12 protein-coding genes and 1 pseudogene are annotated in these 14,739 nt (G+C 68.5%); 10 read left to right on the top strand and 3 right to left on the bottom strand.

From position 1 onward, the window contains the following. The first annotated feature begins 48 nt into the window (after positions 1-48). Positions 49-1,221 (top strand): ABC transporter substrate-binding protein, encoded by a 1,173-nt coding sequence (locus CY658_RS25445; RefSeq protein ID WP_101492850.1) that lies wholly within the window; start codon positions 49-51, stop codon positions 1,219-1,221. Between the two features lie 6 nt (positions 1,222-1,227). On the opposite strand, the gene CY658_RS25440 is transcribed toward CY658_RS25445, so the two are convergent. Then, positions 1,228-2,106 (bottom strand): LysR family transcriptional regulator, encoded by an 879-nt coding sequence (locus tag CY658_RS25440; protein WP_101492849.1) that lies wholly within the window; start codon positions 2,104-2,106, stop codon positions 1,228-1,230. 53 nt (positions 2,107-2,159) lie between these two features. On the opposite strand from CY658_RS25440, the gene CY658_RS25435 reads away from it, so the two are divergent. Both CY658_RS25435 and CY658_RS25430 read left to right on the top strand, forming a co-directional pair. Further along, positions 2,160-2,753: a GNAT family N-acetyltransferase gene (locus CY658_RS25435; RefSeq protein ID WP_101492848.1), complete on the top strand. Its 594-nt coding sequence runs from the start codon at positions 2,160-2,162 to the stop codon at positions 2,751-2,753. Next, on the top strand, positions 2,750-4,273 hold the full coding sequence (locus tag CY658_RS25430) for an MFS transporter (protein ID WP_101492847.1): 1,524 nt from the start codon (positions 2,750-2,752) through the stop codon (positions 4,271-4,273). The genes CY658_RS25435 and CY658_RS25430 overlap by 4 nt, the downstream gene beginning before the upstream one ends. 6 nt (positions 4,274-4,279) lie before the next feature. Here the strand turns inward: CY658_RS25430 and CY658_RS25425 are convergent, their stop codons facing one another. After that, on the bottom strand, positions 4,280-4,969 hold the full coding sequence (locus CY658_RS25425) for an alpha/beta hydrolase (protein ID WP_101492846.1): 690 nt from the start codon (positions 4,967-4,969) through the stop codon (positions 4,280-4,282). Between the two features lie 110 nt (positions 4,970-5,079). After that, positions 5,080-5,802, bottom strand: coding sequence for a Crp/Fnr family transcriptional regulator (locus CY658_RS25420; protein WP_099796622.1), 723 nt, complete (start codon positions 5,800-5,802; stop codon positions 5,080-5,082). A gap of 132 nt (positions 5,803-5,934) precedes the next feature. Between CY658_RS25420 and CY658_RS25415 the strand changes: the two are divergent. The 7 genes and pseudogenes from CY658_RS25415 to CY658_RS25385 all read left to right on the top strand — a co-directional run bounded on the left by CY658_RS25415 (position 5,935) and on the right by CY658_RS25385 (position 14,540). Then, a pseudogene (locus CY658_RS25415) lies at positions 5,935-6,529 on the top strand (HD domain-containing protein). 20 nt (positions 6,530-6,549) lie between these two features. Beyond that, positions 6,550-7,317, top strand: coding sequence for a class II aldolase/adducin family protein (locus CY658_RS25410; RefSeq protein WP_101492845.1), 768 nt, complete (start codon positions 6,550-6,552; stop codon positions 7,315-7,317). Positions 7,318-7,416: 99 nt separating this feature from the next. Further along, the gene (locus CY658_RS25405; RefSeq protein ID WP_101492844.1) at positions 7,417-8,283 is read left to right on the top strand and encodes a bile acid:sodium symporter family protein; all 867 of its coding nucleotides are present in this window, start codon (positions 7,417-7,419) and stop codon (positions 8,281-8,283) included. A gap of 190 nt (positions 8,284-8,473) precedes the next feature. Further along, positions 8,474-9,400: a LysR family transcriptional regulator gene (locus tag CY658_RS25400; RefSeq protein WP_101492843.1), complete on the top strand. Its 927-nt coding sequence runs from the start codon at positions 8,474-8,476 to the stop codon at positions 9,398-9,400. Between the two features lie 77 nt (positions 9,401-9,477). Beyond that, positions 9,478-10,905, top strand: a complete 1,428-nt coding sequence (gene tcuA, locus CY658_RS25395) for an FAD-dependent tricarballylate dehydrogenase TcuA (RefSeq protein WP_101492842.1) — start codon at positions 9,478-9,480, stop codon at positions 10,903-10,905. Further along, positions 10,889-12,127 (top strand): tricarballylate utilization 4Fe-4S protein TcuB, encoded by a 1,239-nt coding sequence (tcuB, locus tag CY658_RS25390; protein WP_101492841.1) that lies wholly within the window; start codon positions 10,889-10,891, stop codon positions 12,125-12,127. The genes tcuA and tcuB overlap by 17 nt, the downstream gene beginning before the upstream one ends. Before the next feature lie 100 nt (positions 12,128-12,227). Further along, positions 12,228-14,540 (top strand): glycoside hydrolase family 3 N-terminal domain-containing protein, encoded by a 2,313-nt coding sequence (locus CY658_RS25385; RefSeq protein ID WP_101492840.1) that lies wholly within the window; start codon positions 12,228-12,230, stop codon positions 14,538-14,540. The last annotated feature ends 199 nt before the right edge of the window (positions 14,541-14,739 follow it).

The raw sequence follows: 14,739 nt of genomic DNA, 5'->3' as shown, positions 1-14,739 counted from the left end.
GCCTCGAAATTGCTACACTTTTTTACTATAGTTAGCAAAAGGTAGCCAATGAACGCGTCTCGCAGGACATGGCTGGGCAAGGCCTCCGCAACGCTGCTTCTGGGAAGCGGCCTCGGCATCACCCGTCCCTTGCTGGCACAGACGACGCCACGCCCCGCAGCCGGCGCAGCCCGCGTCGTCCTGCTCGGCCAATCGGTGCCCCTCACCGGTAGCGCCAACGAGATCGGCAACGCCTTCGCGGCCGGCAGCCGCCTCGCCGTGAGCGACTTCAACACGCGCAACGCCGCCACCGGCCTGCAACTGAAGCTGCTGCAGCTGGACGACGGCTACGACGCCGCGCGCGCCACCACCAATGCCCGCACCTTGCTGGGCGCGAACAAGGCCGACATGCTGTTCGGCTTTGTCGGCACCGCCAGCAGCGAGGCTGGTGCCAAGGTCGCCACGCAACAAGGCAGCCTGCTGTTTGCGCCCTTTGCCGCGTCCGACACGCTGCGCGGCCCCGAGCACCCGAACGTGTTCCATGTGCGCCCCGGCATGATCGACGAGGCCCTCAAGATCGTGCGCCAGTGCGCCACCGTGGGGCAAAAGCGCATCGCGCTGGTGGGCGACGACGACGCCATGGGCCGCGCCGGCCTGGCCGCCGTGGAGCAGGCCATTGCCGAACTCAAGCTGCCGCCGCTGGTTGCGAGCGCACTGGTACCCGCCGGCGCCGACAAGCTCGACGCCGCGCTGAAGACCGTGCAGCAGCAGACGCCCCAGGCCATCGTGCTGGTGTCGCTCTCGGGCACCACGGCCGGCGCCATCCGCAAGCTGCGCAAGAGCGGCTACGCGGGCAACTTCATGGCCTTCTCGATCGTCGGCATCGACCCGCTCTACGCCGAGCTGGGCAAGGACATCGGCGGCATCGTGATCTCGCAGGTGGTGCCCTCGCCGCGCCCGTCGGCCATTCCGATCGTCAAGGAGTACCTCGCGGCGGTCGACAACTCCGACCAGACCGCGTCGTACGAAGGGCTCGAGGGCTTCATCGCCGCCAAGGCCGCGGGCGAGGCGGTGCGCCGCGCGGGCCGCGGCTTCAACACCGCGACCCTGCAACGCACGATGACGGCGATGACCGACTACGACGTGGGCGGCTTCCGCATCAACCTGCGCCCCGGCCTGCGCGACAACGTGCGCAGCATCGACCTCATCAGCATTTCGGCCGACGGACGCGTGCTGCGCTGAAGCAATTTACACAGTGCCGTCGCCCAGCAGCTCGGTGAAGCGCTGCTGCACATACAGCGCCGTGGCCCCGAGCGGGCGCCCCGGCAGCCACAGCATGCGCACCGACAGCCGCGGCAAGGCCAGCGACGGGCAAGGCACCTCCTTCAGCGCCTTGCTGAAGCCTTCGTAGCGCGCGATGTTGATGGGCAGCACGGCCCAGCCCAGGTTGTCGGCCACCATCTCGGCCGTGCTGTAGAAGCTGTCGGAGCGCCACACGCGCGGGCTGTAGGCCACCTCGTGCACGTCGTCCGCATGCATCAGCAGCTGGCGTTGCCGGGCCAGGTCCTGGCGCCGCACGGTGCGGCCGTCGGCCAGCGGATGGTCGCTGGCCACGAACACACCCTGGCGCACGCTGCCGATGTGGCGCTGGTCGAAGCTGGCGCGCACCGGGCCGCGGTCGAAGTGAAAGGCCACGCTGGCGCGCTCCTGCTCGACGTAGTCGGCCACCTCGGTCGCGGTGCCGTTCAGCAGCGTGAGTTCGAGGCTCGGAAACTTCACTGAAATCTCGCGCATCAGCGTGCCGATGGCGGTGTACGGCAGGGCTTCGTCGAGCGCCAGCGACAGCGCCGCCTCGTCGCCCCCGTGCAGCGAGCGGGCGCGCTGGTCGAGTTGTTCGGCCTGCCGCAGCAGCTCGCGGGCCTCGAGCAAGAGCACCCGGCCCGCGTCGGACAGCTGCGCGTTGCGCCGCGACCGGTCGAACAGCGCCACGCCGAGGTCGACTTCGAGCAGGCCGATGGCGGTGCTCACGGCCGACTGGGCCTTGCCCAGATGGCGCGCCGCGGCCGAGAACGAGCCGCACTCGGCGGTCGTCACGAACTGGCGCAATTGATCGACGGTCCATTCCATTTCGGTCACCCATCTATTTTTCAGATTGATTCCATCTTTATTCATTCATTTCAATGACGCAAGATGACGCCATGACGAATGTGAACAACAAGACGGCACCGGCGTTCGAACTGAGCTGGTGCAGCGATCCTTCCCAGGCGCAGGCGTTGACCGCCCTGTTCCTGCAGCAACTTTCTCCCGCCTACATCTCTCACTCCGAGTTGCAGGAGCAGCGCGCCATTGCGATCGGCGAATGGCGCCCCGACCTGCCCGCCCTCTTCGAAACCCAGCTGCGTGAAACGCTGGCGCTAGCCGCGGCCGCCGCCAACGCACGTGTAGCGGTCGCGCGAATCGACGGCGCACTGGCCGGCTTCGCGCTGATCTCCATCGACGACACCCGCCGCGCCGCGCGCAGCTTCGCGACGCTCGACGACCTCGTCGTCGATGCGCGCTTCCAGGGCATGGGCCTGGGCGGGCAGCTGTTCGACTGGGTCTGCGCCGAGCTGCAGCGCCACGGCGTCCAGCGCCTCTTTCTCGAAAGCGGCATCGGCAACACCCGCGCGCACGACTTCTTCCACGCACGCGGCTGCACGACGGTCTCCGTGACGATGCTCAAGGAACTGGACGGCACCACCGCACAGTCGCACGACCGGAGGGCCACGCCATGAACGGCTTGAACCCCACCGCCAAGAAATGGATCACGCTCGGCATCGTCTCGATGGCGCTGCTGCTGATCGTGGTCGACATGACCGTGCTCTACACGGCACTGCCCACGCTCACGCACGACCTGGCCGCATCGGCCACCGAGAAGTTGTGGATCCTCAACGCGTACACGGTGGTCGTCTCCGGCTTCCTGCTGGGCATGGGCGCGCTGGGCGACCGCGTGGGTTACCGGCGCATGTTCGTCGCGGGCCTGGCCGTGTTCGGCGTGGCCTCGCTGTGCGCGGCCTACGCGCCGAACCCGGCCGTCCTCATCGCCGCGCGGGCCCTGCTGGGCGTGGGCGCGTCGATGATGATGCCGGCCACGCTGGCGATCCTGCGGCTGGTGTTCACCGACGAGCGCGAGCGCGCCGTGGCGATCGGCGTGTGGGCCTCGGTGGCCTCGGGCGGCGCAGCGCTCGGGCCGGTCGTGGGCGGCGTGCTGCTCGAATACTTCTGGTGGGGTTCGGTGTTTCTCATCAACGTGCCCGTGGTGGTGCTCGCGCTGGTGCTGGCCCTGTGGCTGCTGCCGACGCAGCAGAACACCGGCACGCGCCCGTGGGACTTCATCGGCTCGGTGCAGGTGCTGGTGGGACTGGTCTTCCTCGTGCTGACTATCAAGGAGCTCACGAAATTCGCGCCCTCGGCCCTCACGGCCGTCATCACCGGCGCACTCGCCGTGGTGGCCATGGCGTTGTTCGTGCGGCGCCAGCGGCTCAGCAGCGCGCCGCTGATCGACTTCCGCCTGTTCCGCAACGCGTACTTCTCGGGCGGCGTGATCGCGGCCATCGTGGCCTCGGTGGCGCTGATCGGTGTCGAGCTGGTGTTCAGCCAGCGGCTGCAGCTGGTGGTCGGACTCACGCCGCTGCAGGCGGGCCTCACGCTGCTGCCGCTGCCGCTGGCCGCCTTCGTGGCGGGGCCGCTCGCGGGCCTGCTGCTGGCGCGCATCGGCTCGCGCCCCGTCATCCTGGGCGGCCTCGTCACCACGGCGCTGGCGCTGTGCGCCCTCGCACTGGCGGTCGATGCCGCAGGCCTGCTCAAGCCGGCCATCCTCGTGCTGCTGGGGCTGGGCGTGGGCGCGACCATCACGGCGGCGTCCAACGCGGTCATGAACAACGCGCCCGTCGAACACGCCGGCATGGCGGCGTCGATCGAAGAGGTGTCGTACGAACTCGGCGGCGTGCTGGGCATCGCATTGCTGGGCAGCGTGCTCTCGTCGAGCTACACGGCCGCGCTGGTCATTCCCGACGGCCTGGCCGTGCCGGCCTCGGCAAGCGACAGCATCGACGCCGCGCTGCTGGCTGCCGAAACGCTGCCCGCGCCGATCGCCTCGCAGCTCGTGGCACTCGCGCACGCGGCCTTCGACCAGGCCTTCTTCTCGGTGATGGGCGTGGCCGTGGCGATCGTGGTTGCGGCGGCCTGCGCCGTGGCCTTCCTCGGCTGGCGGGCCCGCCCGACGGCTGCGCAGCGCACGGAGCGCTGCGCGTAACCGGCCTCAGGCGCTCGCGGCTTCGTCGATCAGTGCGGCCACTTCGGCCGGCATTGACGCCAGCGAGGCATGGCTGGCTGCCAGCGTGATGACCTTCTTCGCGCCCAGCCGCGCCGACATGCGCTCCTGATTGACGGGCGAGATCATGCGGTCCTCGCTCGAGATCTGGTACCACGACGGCTTCTTCTTCCAGGCCGGCGCCGTGATGGTGTCGCCGAAGGTGCTGGCCAGCGGCGCCTTCTGCGTGAGGCCCATCACCAGGCCTTCTTCGGCGCTCAGGTCCTGGCAGAAGCTCTCGTGGTATTTCTCGGGGATCACCCACAGGTAGCCGTCGCTGTCGGGCGCCAGGTTGGGCACGGCCACCGGTGGATGCTCCTGCGTGATGCCGCCGGGGCTTTCGCCCGCATCGGGCGCAAAGGCGGCGATGTAGACCAGCCCGACCACGTTGGGCATGTCGCCGGCCTGCGTGATCACCGCGCCGCCGTACGAGTGGCCGACCAGCAGCACCGGCCCCTGCACCTGCGCCACCATCTTGCGTGTGCGCTCGGCGTCGTCGGCGAGCGAGGTCAGCGGCAGCTCGACCGCGCGGATCGCCGTGTGGCCCTTGCGCAAGAGTTCGACGATGACGTTGTGCCAGTGCGCGGCGCCGCCCCAGAAACCATGGACCAGCACGACCGTCGGTTTGTTGTTGCTCATGATTCGCCACCTTCCAGTGAAGAAATAAGACGCCGAACCGCCGGAATGACGGACCGGGAAGGTCTTATACGCCTGCGCCCTGCCCGCGTTGTGACAAGACCATCACCCCATCACCCCGTGCGCACCAGCCCCTGCAACGCGTCGAGCGACAGCAGTTCGATGCGCCCGTAGCCCAGCGACACCACGCCTTCGGTGGCCAGCGCGTTGAGCTCCTTCGACAGCGTCTGACGCGTCACGCCGAGCATCATGGCCAGCGCCTCCTGCGACAGCATGAGTTCGTGCCGCAGGTGCACCGACTGCGTGGCGTCGCCGCGCGCCAGCACCAGCAGCCGGTGCGCCACACGCGCGCGCAGGCTGCGCAAGGTGGCGTCTTCCGCCAGCCCGTAGAGCATGCGCACGCGCGCGGCCAGCATCGCGGCGATGGCGTTGGAAAACGCCACGTCGCGCATCTGCCGCGCAAAGGCATCGGGCGACACCACCAGCAGGTCGAGCGCTTCGAGCGCGGTGGCGTCGTGCGTGCGCGGCGAGCCGTCGATGAGCGTGATCTCGCCGAACCAGTTGCCCGGCTCCAGCACTGCGAGGATGGCTTCGCGCCCGTCCTGGCGCAGCGACGAAATCTTGATGGTGCCCGCCACCAGCCCGTAGAAGCCGCCGCCCGCCGCGTGGATCGGATCGCCCTGGCGAAACACCATCGTGCCGCGGCGCACGTGCAGCAATTCGGCCGCGCCCACCAGCGCGTCGCGCTGCGCGCGCGGCATGCTGGTGAACCACGGGTTGCCGTCGAGCGCGGTGCGGTGCGCGGCCGAAAGGCGCGGCTTGGTCGAGGTGGCCATGGAGGAGGAAAGGGAGAGGAAGGGCACCCGAGGCGGGTTTACCAGAAGCCTACATTGTCAAATTCTTGACAGTTGAAGGTCAAGCGCAGGTCTACAGTGACCGCCATTCCCCCAAGAACGGAGACGCACACGATGAATGCACGGGCAAGTTTCAAGAGCATGCAAGAGAGCACGCGCGAAGACTGGCAACTGATCGGCGGCGAGTTCATGCAGTTCACGGGCGGCCTGCCCGCGCGCGCGCGTGATCAAGCACCTGCAGATCCTCGAAGGCGACTACGGCGGCTTTCCGGTCGACCGCTACACGCACTCGCTGCAGACCGCCACGCGCGCGCTGCGCGACGGCCGCGACGAGGAATACGTGGTGTGCGCACTGCTGCACGACATCGGCGACACGCTCGGCAGCTTCAACCACCCCGACATTGCCGCCGCCATCGTCAAGCCCTTCGTGAGCGAAGCCAACCACTGGATGGTGCAGCACCACGGCATCTTCCAGGGCCACTACTTCTTCCACCACATCAGGCTGGACCGCGACATGCGCGACAACTTCAAGGACCACCCGCACTACGAGCGCACGGCCGAGTTCTGCGCGCTCTACGACAACCCGGCCTTCGACCCCAAGGCCGAGACCCTGCCCATCAGTGAATTCGAACCCATGCTGCGCCGCCTGATGGCGCAGCCCAAGCAGAGCATCTACAAGACGGTGCTGCAAGAGCCGGCCGCCGCCTGATCACGAAAGGACACACCCCCATGAACGCAACCTCCGCCTCCGAAATCCAGAAGCTCGTCTCCGCCGAAGAATGGCAGCTGCGCGTCGACCTCGCCGCCTGCTACCGCCTGGTGGCGCTGTACGGCTGGAGCGACCTGGTGTTCACGCACATCAGCGCGCGCGTGCCCGGCCCCGAGCATCACTTCCTGATCAACCCCTACGGTCTGATGTTCGACGAGATCACGGCGTCGAGCCTGGTCAAGGTCGACCAGCAGTGCAACAAGATCATCGACTCGCCCTACCCCGTGAACCCGGCCGGCTTCGTGATCCACAGCGCCGTGCATGCCGCACGCGAAGACATCCAGTGCGTGCTGCACACCCACACCCGGGCCGGCATTGCCGTGAGCGCGCAGAAGAACGGCGTGCTGCCCATCAGCCAGCAGTCGACCTTCGTGCTGGCCTCGCTCGCGTACCACGACTATGAAGGCGTCGCCTTCCGCGACGACGAGAAGCCGCGCCTGCAGGCCGACATGGGTCATGCCAACTTCCTCATGCTGCGCAACCACGGCCTGCTGACCTGCGGCAAGACCATTGCCGACGCCTTCCTTTCGATGTACACCTTCGAAAACACCTGCCAGATCCAGATCGCCGCGCAGTCCGGTGGCGGCGAACTCACGCACGTGAACCCGAAGATCATCGATGGCGTGGGCCAGGCGATGAAGGTGCAAAGCGGCGGCCTCGGCGGCATGTTCGTCTGGCCTTCGCTGATCCGCAAACTCGACCGCATCGACGACAGCTACAAACAATAAGACCACGCGTCGGTCCCGGTTTCCACGGCTGCCAGCGCCCGCGCGACGGGTGCCGGCAGCCATTTTTTTAAATAGAAGAACGAAAGAGGAGACAAACCCATGGACACCACGCTCATCGTGACCCGGTTCCTGTTCGGCGCGCTCGCGCTCGTGATGTTCGGGCTGGGGCTGTCGCTCTCGCTCGCCGACTTCCGGCGCCTGTTCAAGCACCCCAAAGCCGTGACCCTCGCGCTCGTGCTGCAGGTCATCGGCCTGCCGCTGGCCTGCTACGCGATCATCGTGGGCTTCGGGCTGTCGCCGGTGTTCGCCATCGGGCTCATGCTGCTGGCGGCCTCGCCGGGCGGCATCTCGGCCAACCTGTTCTCACACCTGTTCGGCGGCAACGGGGCGATGAACATCTCGCTCACCGCGGTGAACACGCTGCTGTCGATCGTCACGCTGCCGCTCATTGCCAACTGGGCCATCAACCACTTCGCGCCGAGCGGACAGGTGGTGCCGCTGCAGACACGCAAGCTGGTCGAGGTGATCGCCATCGTGCTGGTGCCGGTGGCCATCGGCATGTTCGTCGCGTCGCGCCAACCCGGCTTCGCGGCACGCATGGAAAAGCCGACCAAGATCTTCAGCGGCGTGGTGCTCGCGGTGGTCACGGTGCTCGCCATCGCCAACGAGTGGAAGACCATCACCTCCACCTTCGCCGAGATCGGCGTGCCGGTGCTGCTGTTCAACCTCGTGAGCCTGCTGGCCGGCTACTACCTGAGCCGCGCAGCCGGCCTGGACAAGCCGCTGGCCACCGCCATCAGCTACGAGATCGGCATCCACAACTCCACGCTCGCCATCTTCATCGCGGTGAGCGTGCTCGGGAGTTTTCCGCTCGCGCTGCCGGCCGCGATCTACTCGGTGGTGATGTACATCACGGCCCCGCTGTTCGGATGGTTGCTGCTGCGACGCGGCCATAGGGCCGGCTAACCCCATGCAAGGGGTCGCGAAGCTCGCCATAGCCCGCCCATCAAGGCGCGCGACGCCGCGTGTGCGTCCGCACACGCAAGGAGCGCAACGCCGAGGGACGGGCTATGGCGAGCTTCCCTTCGGGCTGCTGCGCGACCCCTTGCATGGGGTTAGCCGGCCCTAGCTCCCGTGCCTGCGCCATGATGCGCGCATGGAACTGAGACAACTGCGCTACTTCGTCAAGGTCTGCGAACTGCGCAGCATGGGCCGCGCGGCCGTGGAGCTGGGGGTGGTCACCTCGGCGCTGAGCCAGCAGATCAGCCGCCTCGAAAGCGAGCTCTCGACGCGCCTCCTGCAGCGCAGCTCGACCGGCGTCACGCCCACCGATGCGGGCCTGGCTTTCCTGCACCAGGCACAGCTCATGCTGCGCCATGCCGACGACGCCGTGCGCGCCGCGCAGCAGGCGCGGCTGTCGGGCCATGTGAGCGTGGGCCTGGCGCCCACCACCGCCACCGTGCTGGGCGTGCCGCTCATGCAGGCGATGCAGGCGCGCTACCCCGAGGTGCGGCTGCACATGGTCGAGGCGCTGTCGGGCCACCTCACCACCATGCTGCACGCGCGCCAGCTCGACCTGGCGGTGCTGTTCCAGACGGATACGCCACGGCGCTGGAGCGTGGCGCCGCTGCTGGCCGAAAAGCTCTTCGTGATCGCCTCGCCTCAACTCACGCCGCGCCCCACCGGTGCGAAGGTGCGGCTGTCGCAACTGGCCGAGGTGCCGCTGATTTTGCCCAGCGGCAGCCACGGCCTGCGCGCCACGCTGATGGCCGCCTTTGCGCGGGCGCGCGTGGCGCCGCGCATCGTGGCCGAGGTCGACGGCCTGGCGCTGCTGATGGACGCGGTGCGCGCCGGCCACGGCGCCACCATTCAGCCCGGCGCCGCCACCGCGCGGCACGACCGCGACGACCTCGAGCTCACGCAGATTTCCGACGCGCACGTCGGGCGCCGCAACCTGCTCGTGAGCCTGTCGGACGATGAGCTTTCGCCCGCCGCGCTGGCCGCGCGCGTGGTGGTCACCGAAACGGCCCGCATGCTGGTCAGCGAAGGCCGCTGGGCCGGCGCAAGTCTTCTCGAAAGCTGAACACCTGTTGCGTCTTTCGGCCTTTCGCGTGAAGGCCATGCGCCCTAAAGTCTCCTGCATTCCAAGGAGACCCACGAGTGATAGACGTACTGGTTGTCGGTGGCGGCAATGCCGCGCTGTGCGCCGCCCTGATGGCGCGCGAGGCCGGCGCTTCGGTGCTGCTGCTGGAGGCCTCGCCCAAGGCATGGCGCGGCGGCAATTCGCAGCACACCCGTAACCTGCGCTGCATGCACGACGCGCCGCAGGACGTGCTGGTCGAGGCCTACCCTGAAGAGGAGTACTGGCAAGACCTGCTGAAGGTGACCGGCGGCCTCACCGACGAGCACCTGGCCCGCCTCGTGATTCGCGCCTCGTCGAACTGCCGCGACTGGATGCGTCGCCACGGCGTGCACTTTCAGCCGCCGCTGTCGGGTGCGCTGCATGTGGCGCGCACCAACGCCTTCTTCATGGGCGGCGGCAAGGCGCTCGTCAACGCCTATTACCGCAGCGCCGAAACGCTCGGCGTGCAGATCCGCTACGACACGCCCGTGGCCTCGGTCGAGCTCGACGTCGACCGCTTCGTGGCCGTGCGCACCGAGGCCGGCGAGCGCATCGAAGCGAAAAGCTGCGTGCTGGCCTCGGGCGGCTTCGAATCGAACCGCGAATGGCTGCGCGAAGCGTGGGGCCAGAACGAACGCGGCGAATGGCCGGCCGACAACTTCCTCATCCGCGGCACGCGCTTCAACCAGGGCGTGCTGCTCAAACACATGATCGCCGCAGGCGCCGACAGCATCGGCGATCCGTCGCAGGGCCACATGGTCGCCATCGACGCGCGCGCGCCGCTGTACGACGGCGGCATCTGCACGCGCATCGACTGCGTCTCGCTCGGCGTGGTGGTCAACCGCGACGCGCAGCGCTTCTATGACGAGGGTGAAGACTTCTGGCCCAAGCGCTATGCGATCTGGGGCCGGCTCGTGGCGCAGCAGCCGGGGCAGATCGCATGGTCGGTCATCGACCAGCAGGCGGTCGGTCGCTTCATGCCGCCCGTGTTCACCGGCACGCAGGCGAACACGCTCGGCGAACTCGCACAGCAGATCGGGCTGGACGAAGCCACCTTCGTGCGCACTGTGCAGGACTACAACGCCGCCTGTCGCGTCGGCCGTTTCGACCACACCGCGCTGGACGATTGCCACACCGAAGGCCTCGCGCCCGCCAAGACGCACTGGGCGCGCCCGATCGACACCGCGCCCTTCTACGCCTACCCGCTGCGCCCCGGCATCACCTTCACCTACCTGGGCCTGAAGGTCGACGAGACGGCGGCCGTGCGCTTCGGCGGACGGCCGAGCCCCAACCTCTTCGTGGCCGGCGAAATGATGGCCGGCAACGTGCTGGGCAAGGGCTACACGGCCGGCGTGGGCATGAGCATCGGCACGGCCTTCGGCCGCATCGCCGGCACGCAGGCTGCGAACGCGGCAAAGAACATTACGAAGAACTCCCCGGAGACCGCCCTTGCAGCAGCTCACTGACCTCGTCGCACGCGCCCGTGCGGATGCCGACGGCATCGGCAGCACCCCGTCGCCATCGCAGCGCGTGATCCCGATCCAGGCCGCGCTGCCGTTGACCGCCTCCGAAGGCGAGGTCGCGCGCATCCTGCAGATCTGCAACGCCTGCCGCTACTGCGAAGGCTTTTGCGCCGTGTTCCCCGCGATGACGCGCCGGCTCGAATTCGGCAAGGCCGACACGCACTACCTCGCGAACCTGTGCCACAACTGCGGTTCGTGCCTGCATGCCTGCCAGTACGCACCGCCGCACGAGTTCGCGGTGAACGTGCCGCAGGCGATGGCGCAGGTGCGCCTGCAGACGTACCACGACTACGCCTGGCCGCCCGCGATGGGCGCGCTCTACAAGAAGGCCGGGCTCACCGTCGCGCTGGCACTGGCGAGCGGGCTCGCGTTGTTCCTCGTGCTGGCCGTGGCGATGTCGGGTTCGCTCTTGCACGAACCGCTCGCAGGCAATTTCTACGCGATCTTTCCGCACAACTTCCTCACGCTGGTGTTCGGCGTGGTGTTCTTGTTCGTGATGTTCGCGCTGGCCATGGGCGCGCGCCGCTTCTGGCGCGAGGTCTCGCCCGCGAACGACCCGGCCAACGCCCCCGACCTGCCGGGCGTGCGCCGCGCAGCGAGCGCCGAGGCCGCGCACGACGCGCTGCGCCTGACCTACCTGGACGGCGGCCACGGCGAAGGCTGCAACAACGCAGACGACCGCTTCACGCTGTGGCGCCGGCGCTTCCACCACTTCACCTTCTACGGCTTCATGCTGTGCTTCGCTTCCACCTGCGTGGCGACGCTGTACCACTACCTGTTCGACCTGCACGCGCCCTATGCGCTCACGAGCCTGCCGGTGCTGCTGGGCACCGCGGGTGGCATCGGCCTCGTGATCGGCCCCGTCGGCCTGTTGTGGCTGAACCTGCGGCGCCACGCCGCGCACGGCGATGCGGCGCAGCGGCCGATGGACCGCGGCTTCATCGCCCTGCTGCTGCTCACGAGCCTCACCGGCCTCGCACTGCTCGCATGGCGCGACACGACCTTCATGGCGCTGCTGCTCGCCGTGCACCTGGGCGTGGTGATGGCGCTCTTTCTCACGCTGCCCTACGGCAAGTTCGCGCACGGCATCTTCCGCTGCGCGGCGTTGTTGAAGTTCGCGATCGAGAAACGCCTGCCCAGCCGGCTGCGGCTGGGTGCGGACTGACCCGCAGGGCCCGAAGCGGCCGGGGTCAGACAAGCCCCTACGCCCAGGGCGGAAACCCGCTGGCCGGGGCCGACGGGTGTTGTCTGCAGAATAGGCGGCCATGCATGTTCGAAAAGCCGCCGTTCTCGCCCTCGTCCTGTCCGCCCTCTCCCTCCCCGCCCTGATTCCCCCCGCCACCGCGGCGTCCGTTCCCAAAGCCCTCCAGCCCTCTCACCCGTCCCAGGCGCTCGACGCGGCCGATGCCCGCATCGAGTCGCTGATCGCGCGCATGACGCCGCAGGAAAAGGCCGGCCAGCTCAGCCTGTACGGTCCGGCCGACATCAACATTCCGAACAACCCGCAGGCCGGCTGGCGCAACGGGCAGCAGGAGACCGAGGACGTGCGCAACGGGCGCCTCACGGGCCTGTTCAACAACGCCGGGCTCGAAGGCAAGCGGCGGTTGCAGCAGGTGGCGGTGCGCGAGTCGCGCCTCGGCATTCCGCTGATCTTCGGTGCCGACGTGATCCACGGCTTTCGCACCATCTTCCCGATGCCGCTGGCCGAGGCCTCGAGCTGGGAGCCCGCGCTGGCCGAGCGCACCGCGCGCGCGGCGGCGGTCGAGGCCACGGCCGACGGCTTCCGCTGGACCTTTGCGCCCATGGTCGACATCGCGCGCGACGCACGCTGGGGCCGCGGCCTCGAAGGCGTGGGCGAAGACCCGTACCTCGCGCGCCAGTTCGCGGCGGCGCGCGTGCGCGGCTTCCAGGGCAGCGCGTTGTCGAACGCCGACTCGATGCTCGCCACCCCCAAGCACTTCGCGGCCTACGGCGCGGCCGAGGGCGGGCTCGACTACAACACGAGCGAGCTTTCCGAGCGCACGCTGCGCGAGGTCTACCTGCCGCCGTTCCGCGCGGCGCTCGATGCGGGCGCGTTGTCGGTCATGAGCGCCTTCAACGAGATCGGCGGCGTCCCCTCTACCGCCAACCCCGCGCTGCTCACCGGCGTGCTGCGCGACGAGTGGAAGTTCAAGGGCTTCGTGGTGTCCGACTACACGGCCGACGAGGAACTCATCGAGCACGGCCACGCTGCCAACAGCCGCGAAGCCGCCAAGCTGGCCTTCATGGCCGGCACCGACGTGAGCATGCAAAGCGGCCTGTACATCCGCCACCTGCCCGACCTCGTGGCTTCGGGCGAAGTGCCGATGGCGCGGCTCGACGAGGCGGTGCGGCGCGTTCTGCGGGTCAAGCTCAAGCTCGGCCTCTTCGACGACCCGATGCGCGGCCTCGACGGTCCGCCGGCCGACCAGCGCGTGGAGAACCCCGAGTTCATCGCGCTGGCCCGCGAGAGCGCGCGCCGCTCGATCGTGATGCTGAAGAACGAGGGCCAGCTGCTGCCGCTGGCCAAGACCGGCCCGCAGAAGATCGCGCTGATCGGCCCCTTCGCCGAAGGCACGAAGGATTTGATGGGCTCCTGGAGCCTGTTCCCGGGCCAGTCCGCGCCCGTGGGCATCGACGAAGGCCTGCATGCCGCGCTGGGCATCGAGGCTTCGCGGCTGACCGTCACGCGCGGCGCGAACGTCGAATCGCTGCTGCCGGGCGGCATCGAAACCGCCGTGGCCGCCGCGCGCGACGCCGACGTGGTCGTGCTGGCCATCGGCGAGAGCCAGAAGATGTCGGGCGAGTCGCGCTCGCGCAGCGACATCGGCCTGCCGCAAGCGCAGCAAGACCTGGCCGAGGCCGTGACCGCCACGGGCAAGCCGGTGGTCGTGCTGCTGAGCAACGGCCGCGCGATGGCGCTCAAGGGTGCGGTGCGCAATGCGCGCGCCATCCTCGTGACCTGGTTCCTCGGCGTGCAGACCGGCCACGCGATTGCCGACGTGGTGTTCGGCGACGCCAACCCCTCGGGCCGCCTGCCCGTGAGCTTTCCACAGACTGCTGGCCAGGTGCCCTACTACTACGCCCACAAACGCACCGGCCGCCCCTCGCCCGAGAGCGCCCCGGGCACGGCCTTCAAGACGCGCTACCTGGACGCGACGAACGAGGCGCTGTACCCCTTCGGTTTCGGCCTCGGCTATGCGCCGGTGCGCTACGACCAGGTCGAGCTGAGCAGCGACCGGCTTGCCATGGGCAAGACGCTGCGCGTGCGCGCCACCGTCACCAACACGGGCACGCGTGAGGCGGAAGAAGTGGTGCAGCTGTACCTGGCCCAGCGCGCTGCGAGCGTGACGCGGCCGGTGCGCGAGCTGAAAAATTTCCGCAAGGTGCGGATCGCACCGGGTGCGTCGGAGGTGGTCGAGTTCACTGTCGGCGACGACGATCTGCAGTTCCTGGGGCGGGACATGAAGCCTGTGGTCGAGCCGGGTGAGATCGACTTGTGGGTCGCGCCTTCTGCGGCAGGCGGGATTCAGAAGCGCTTCGTGCTGACGCGGGAGTGAGTTTCTTCGGGGCGCGTGCCCAGGCCACCGGGTACTTCCCTCCGCGAATGTCCCCCGGGGCTGCGCCCCTCCTCCTTGATTTCGCTGCGGGAAGCACCCAGTGTCCTGCGCACACCGAGCGCTGTCGTGGTGCTGGCCGATCAACGACCGCGCTGATGACGATCACGTCGATGGGGTGCCTTGCGCAGCGAAACCAAGG

This window comes from Variovorax sp. RO1 (genome assembly GCF_002849325.1).
In the GTDB taxonomy this organism is placed as follows: Bacteria; Pseudomonadota; Gammaproteobacteria; order Burkholderiales; family Burkholderiaceae_C; genus Variovorax.
The sequence above is the reverse complement of the archived record's forward strand: the minus strand, read 5'-3'. Positions and strand labels throughout refer to the sequence as shown.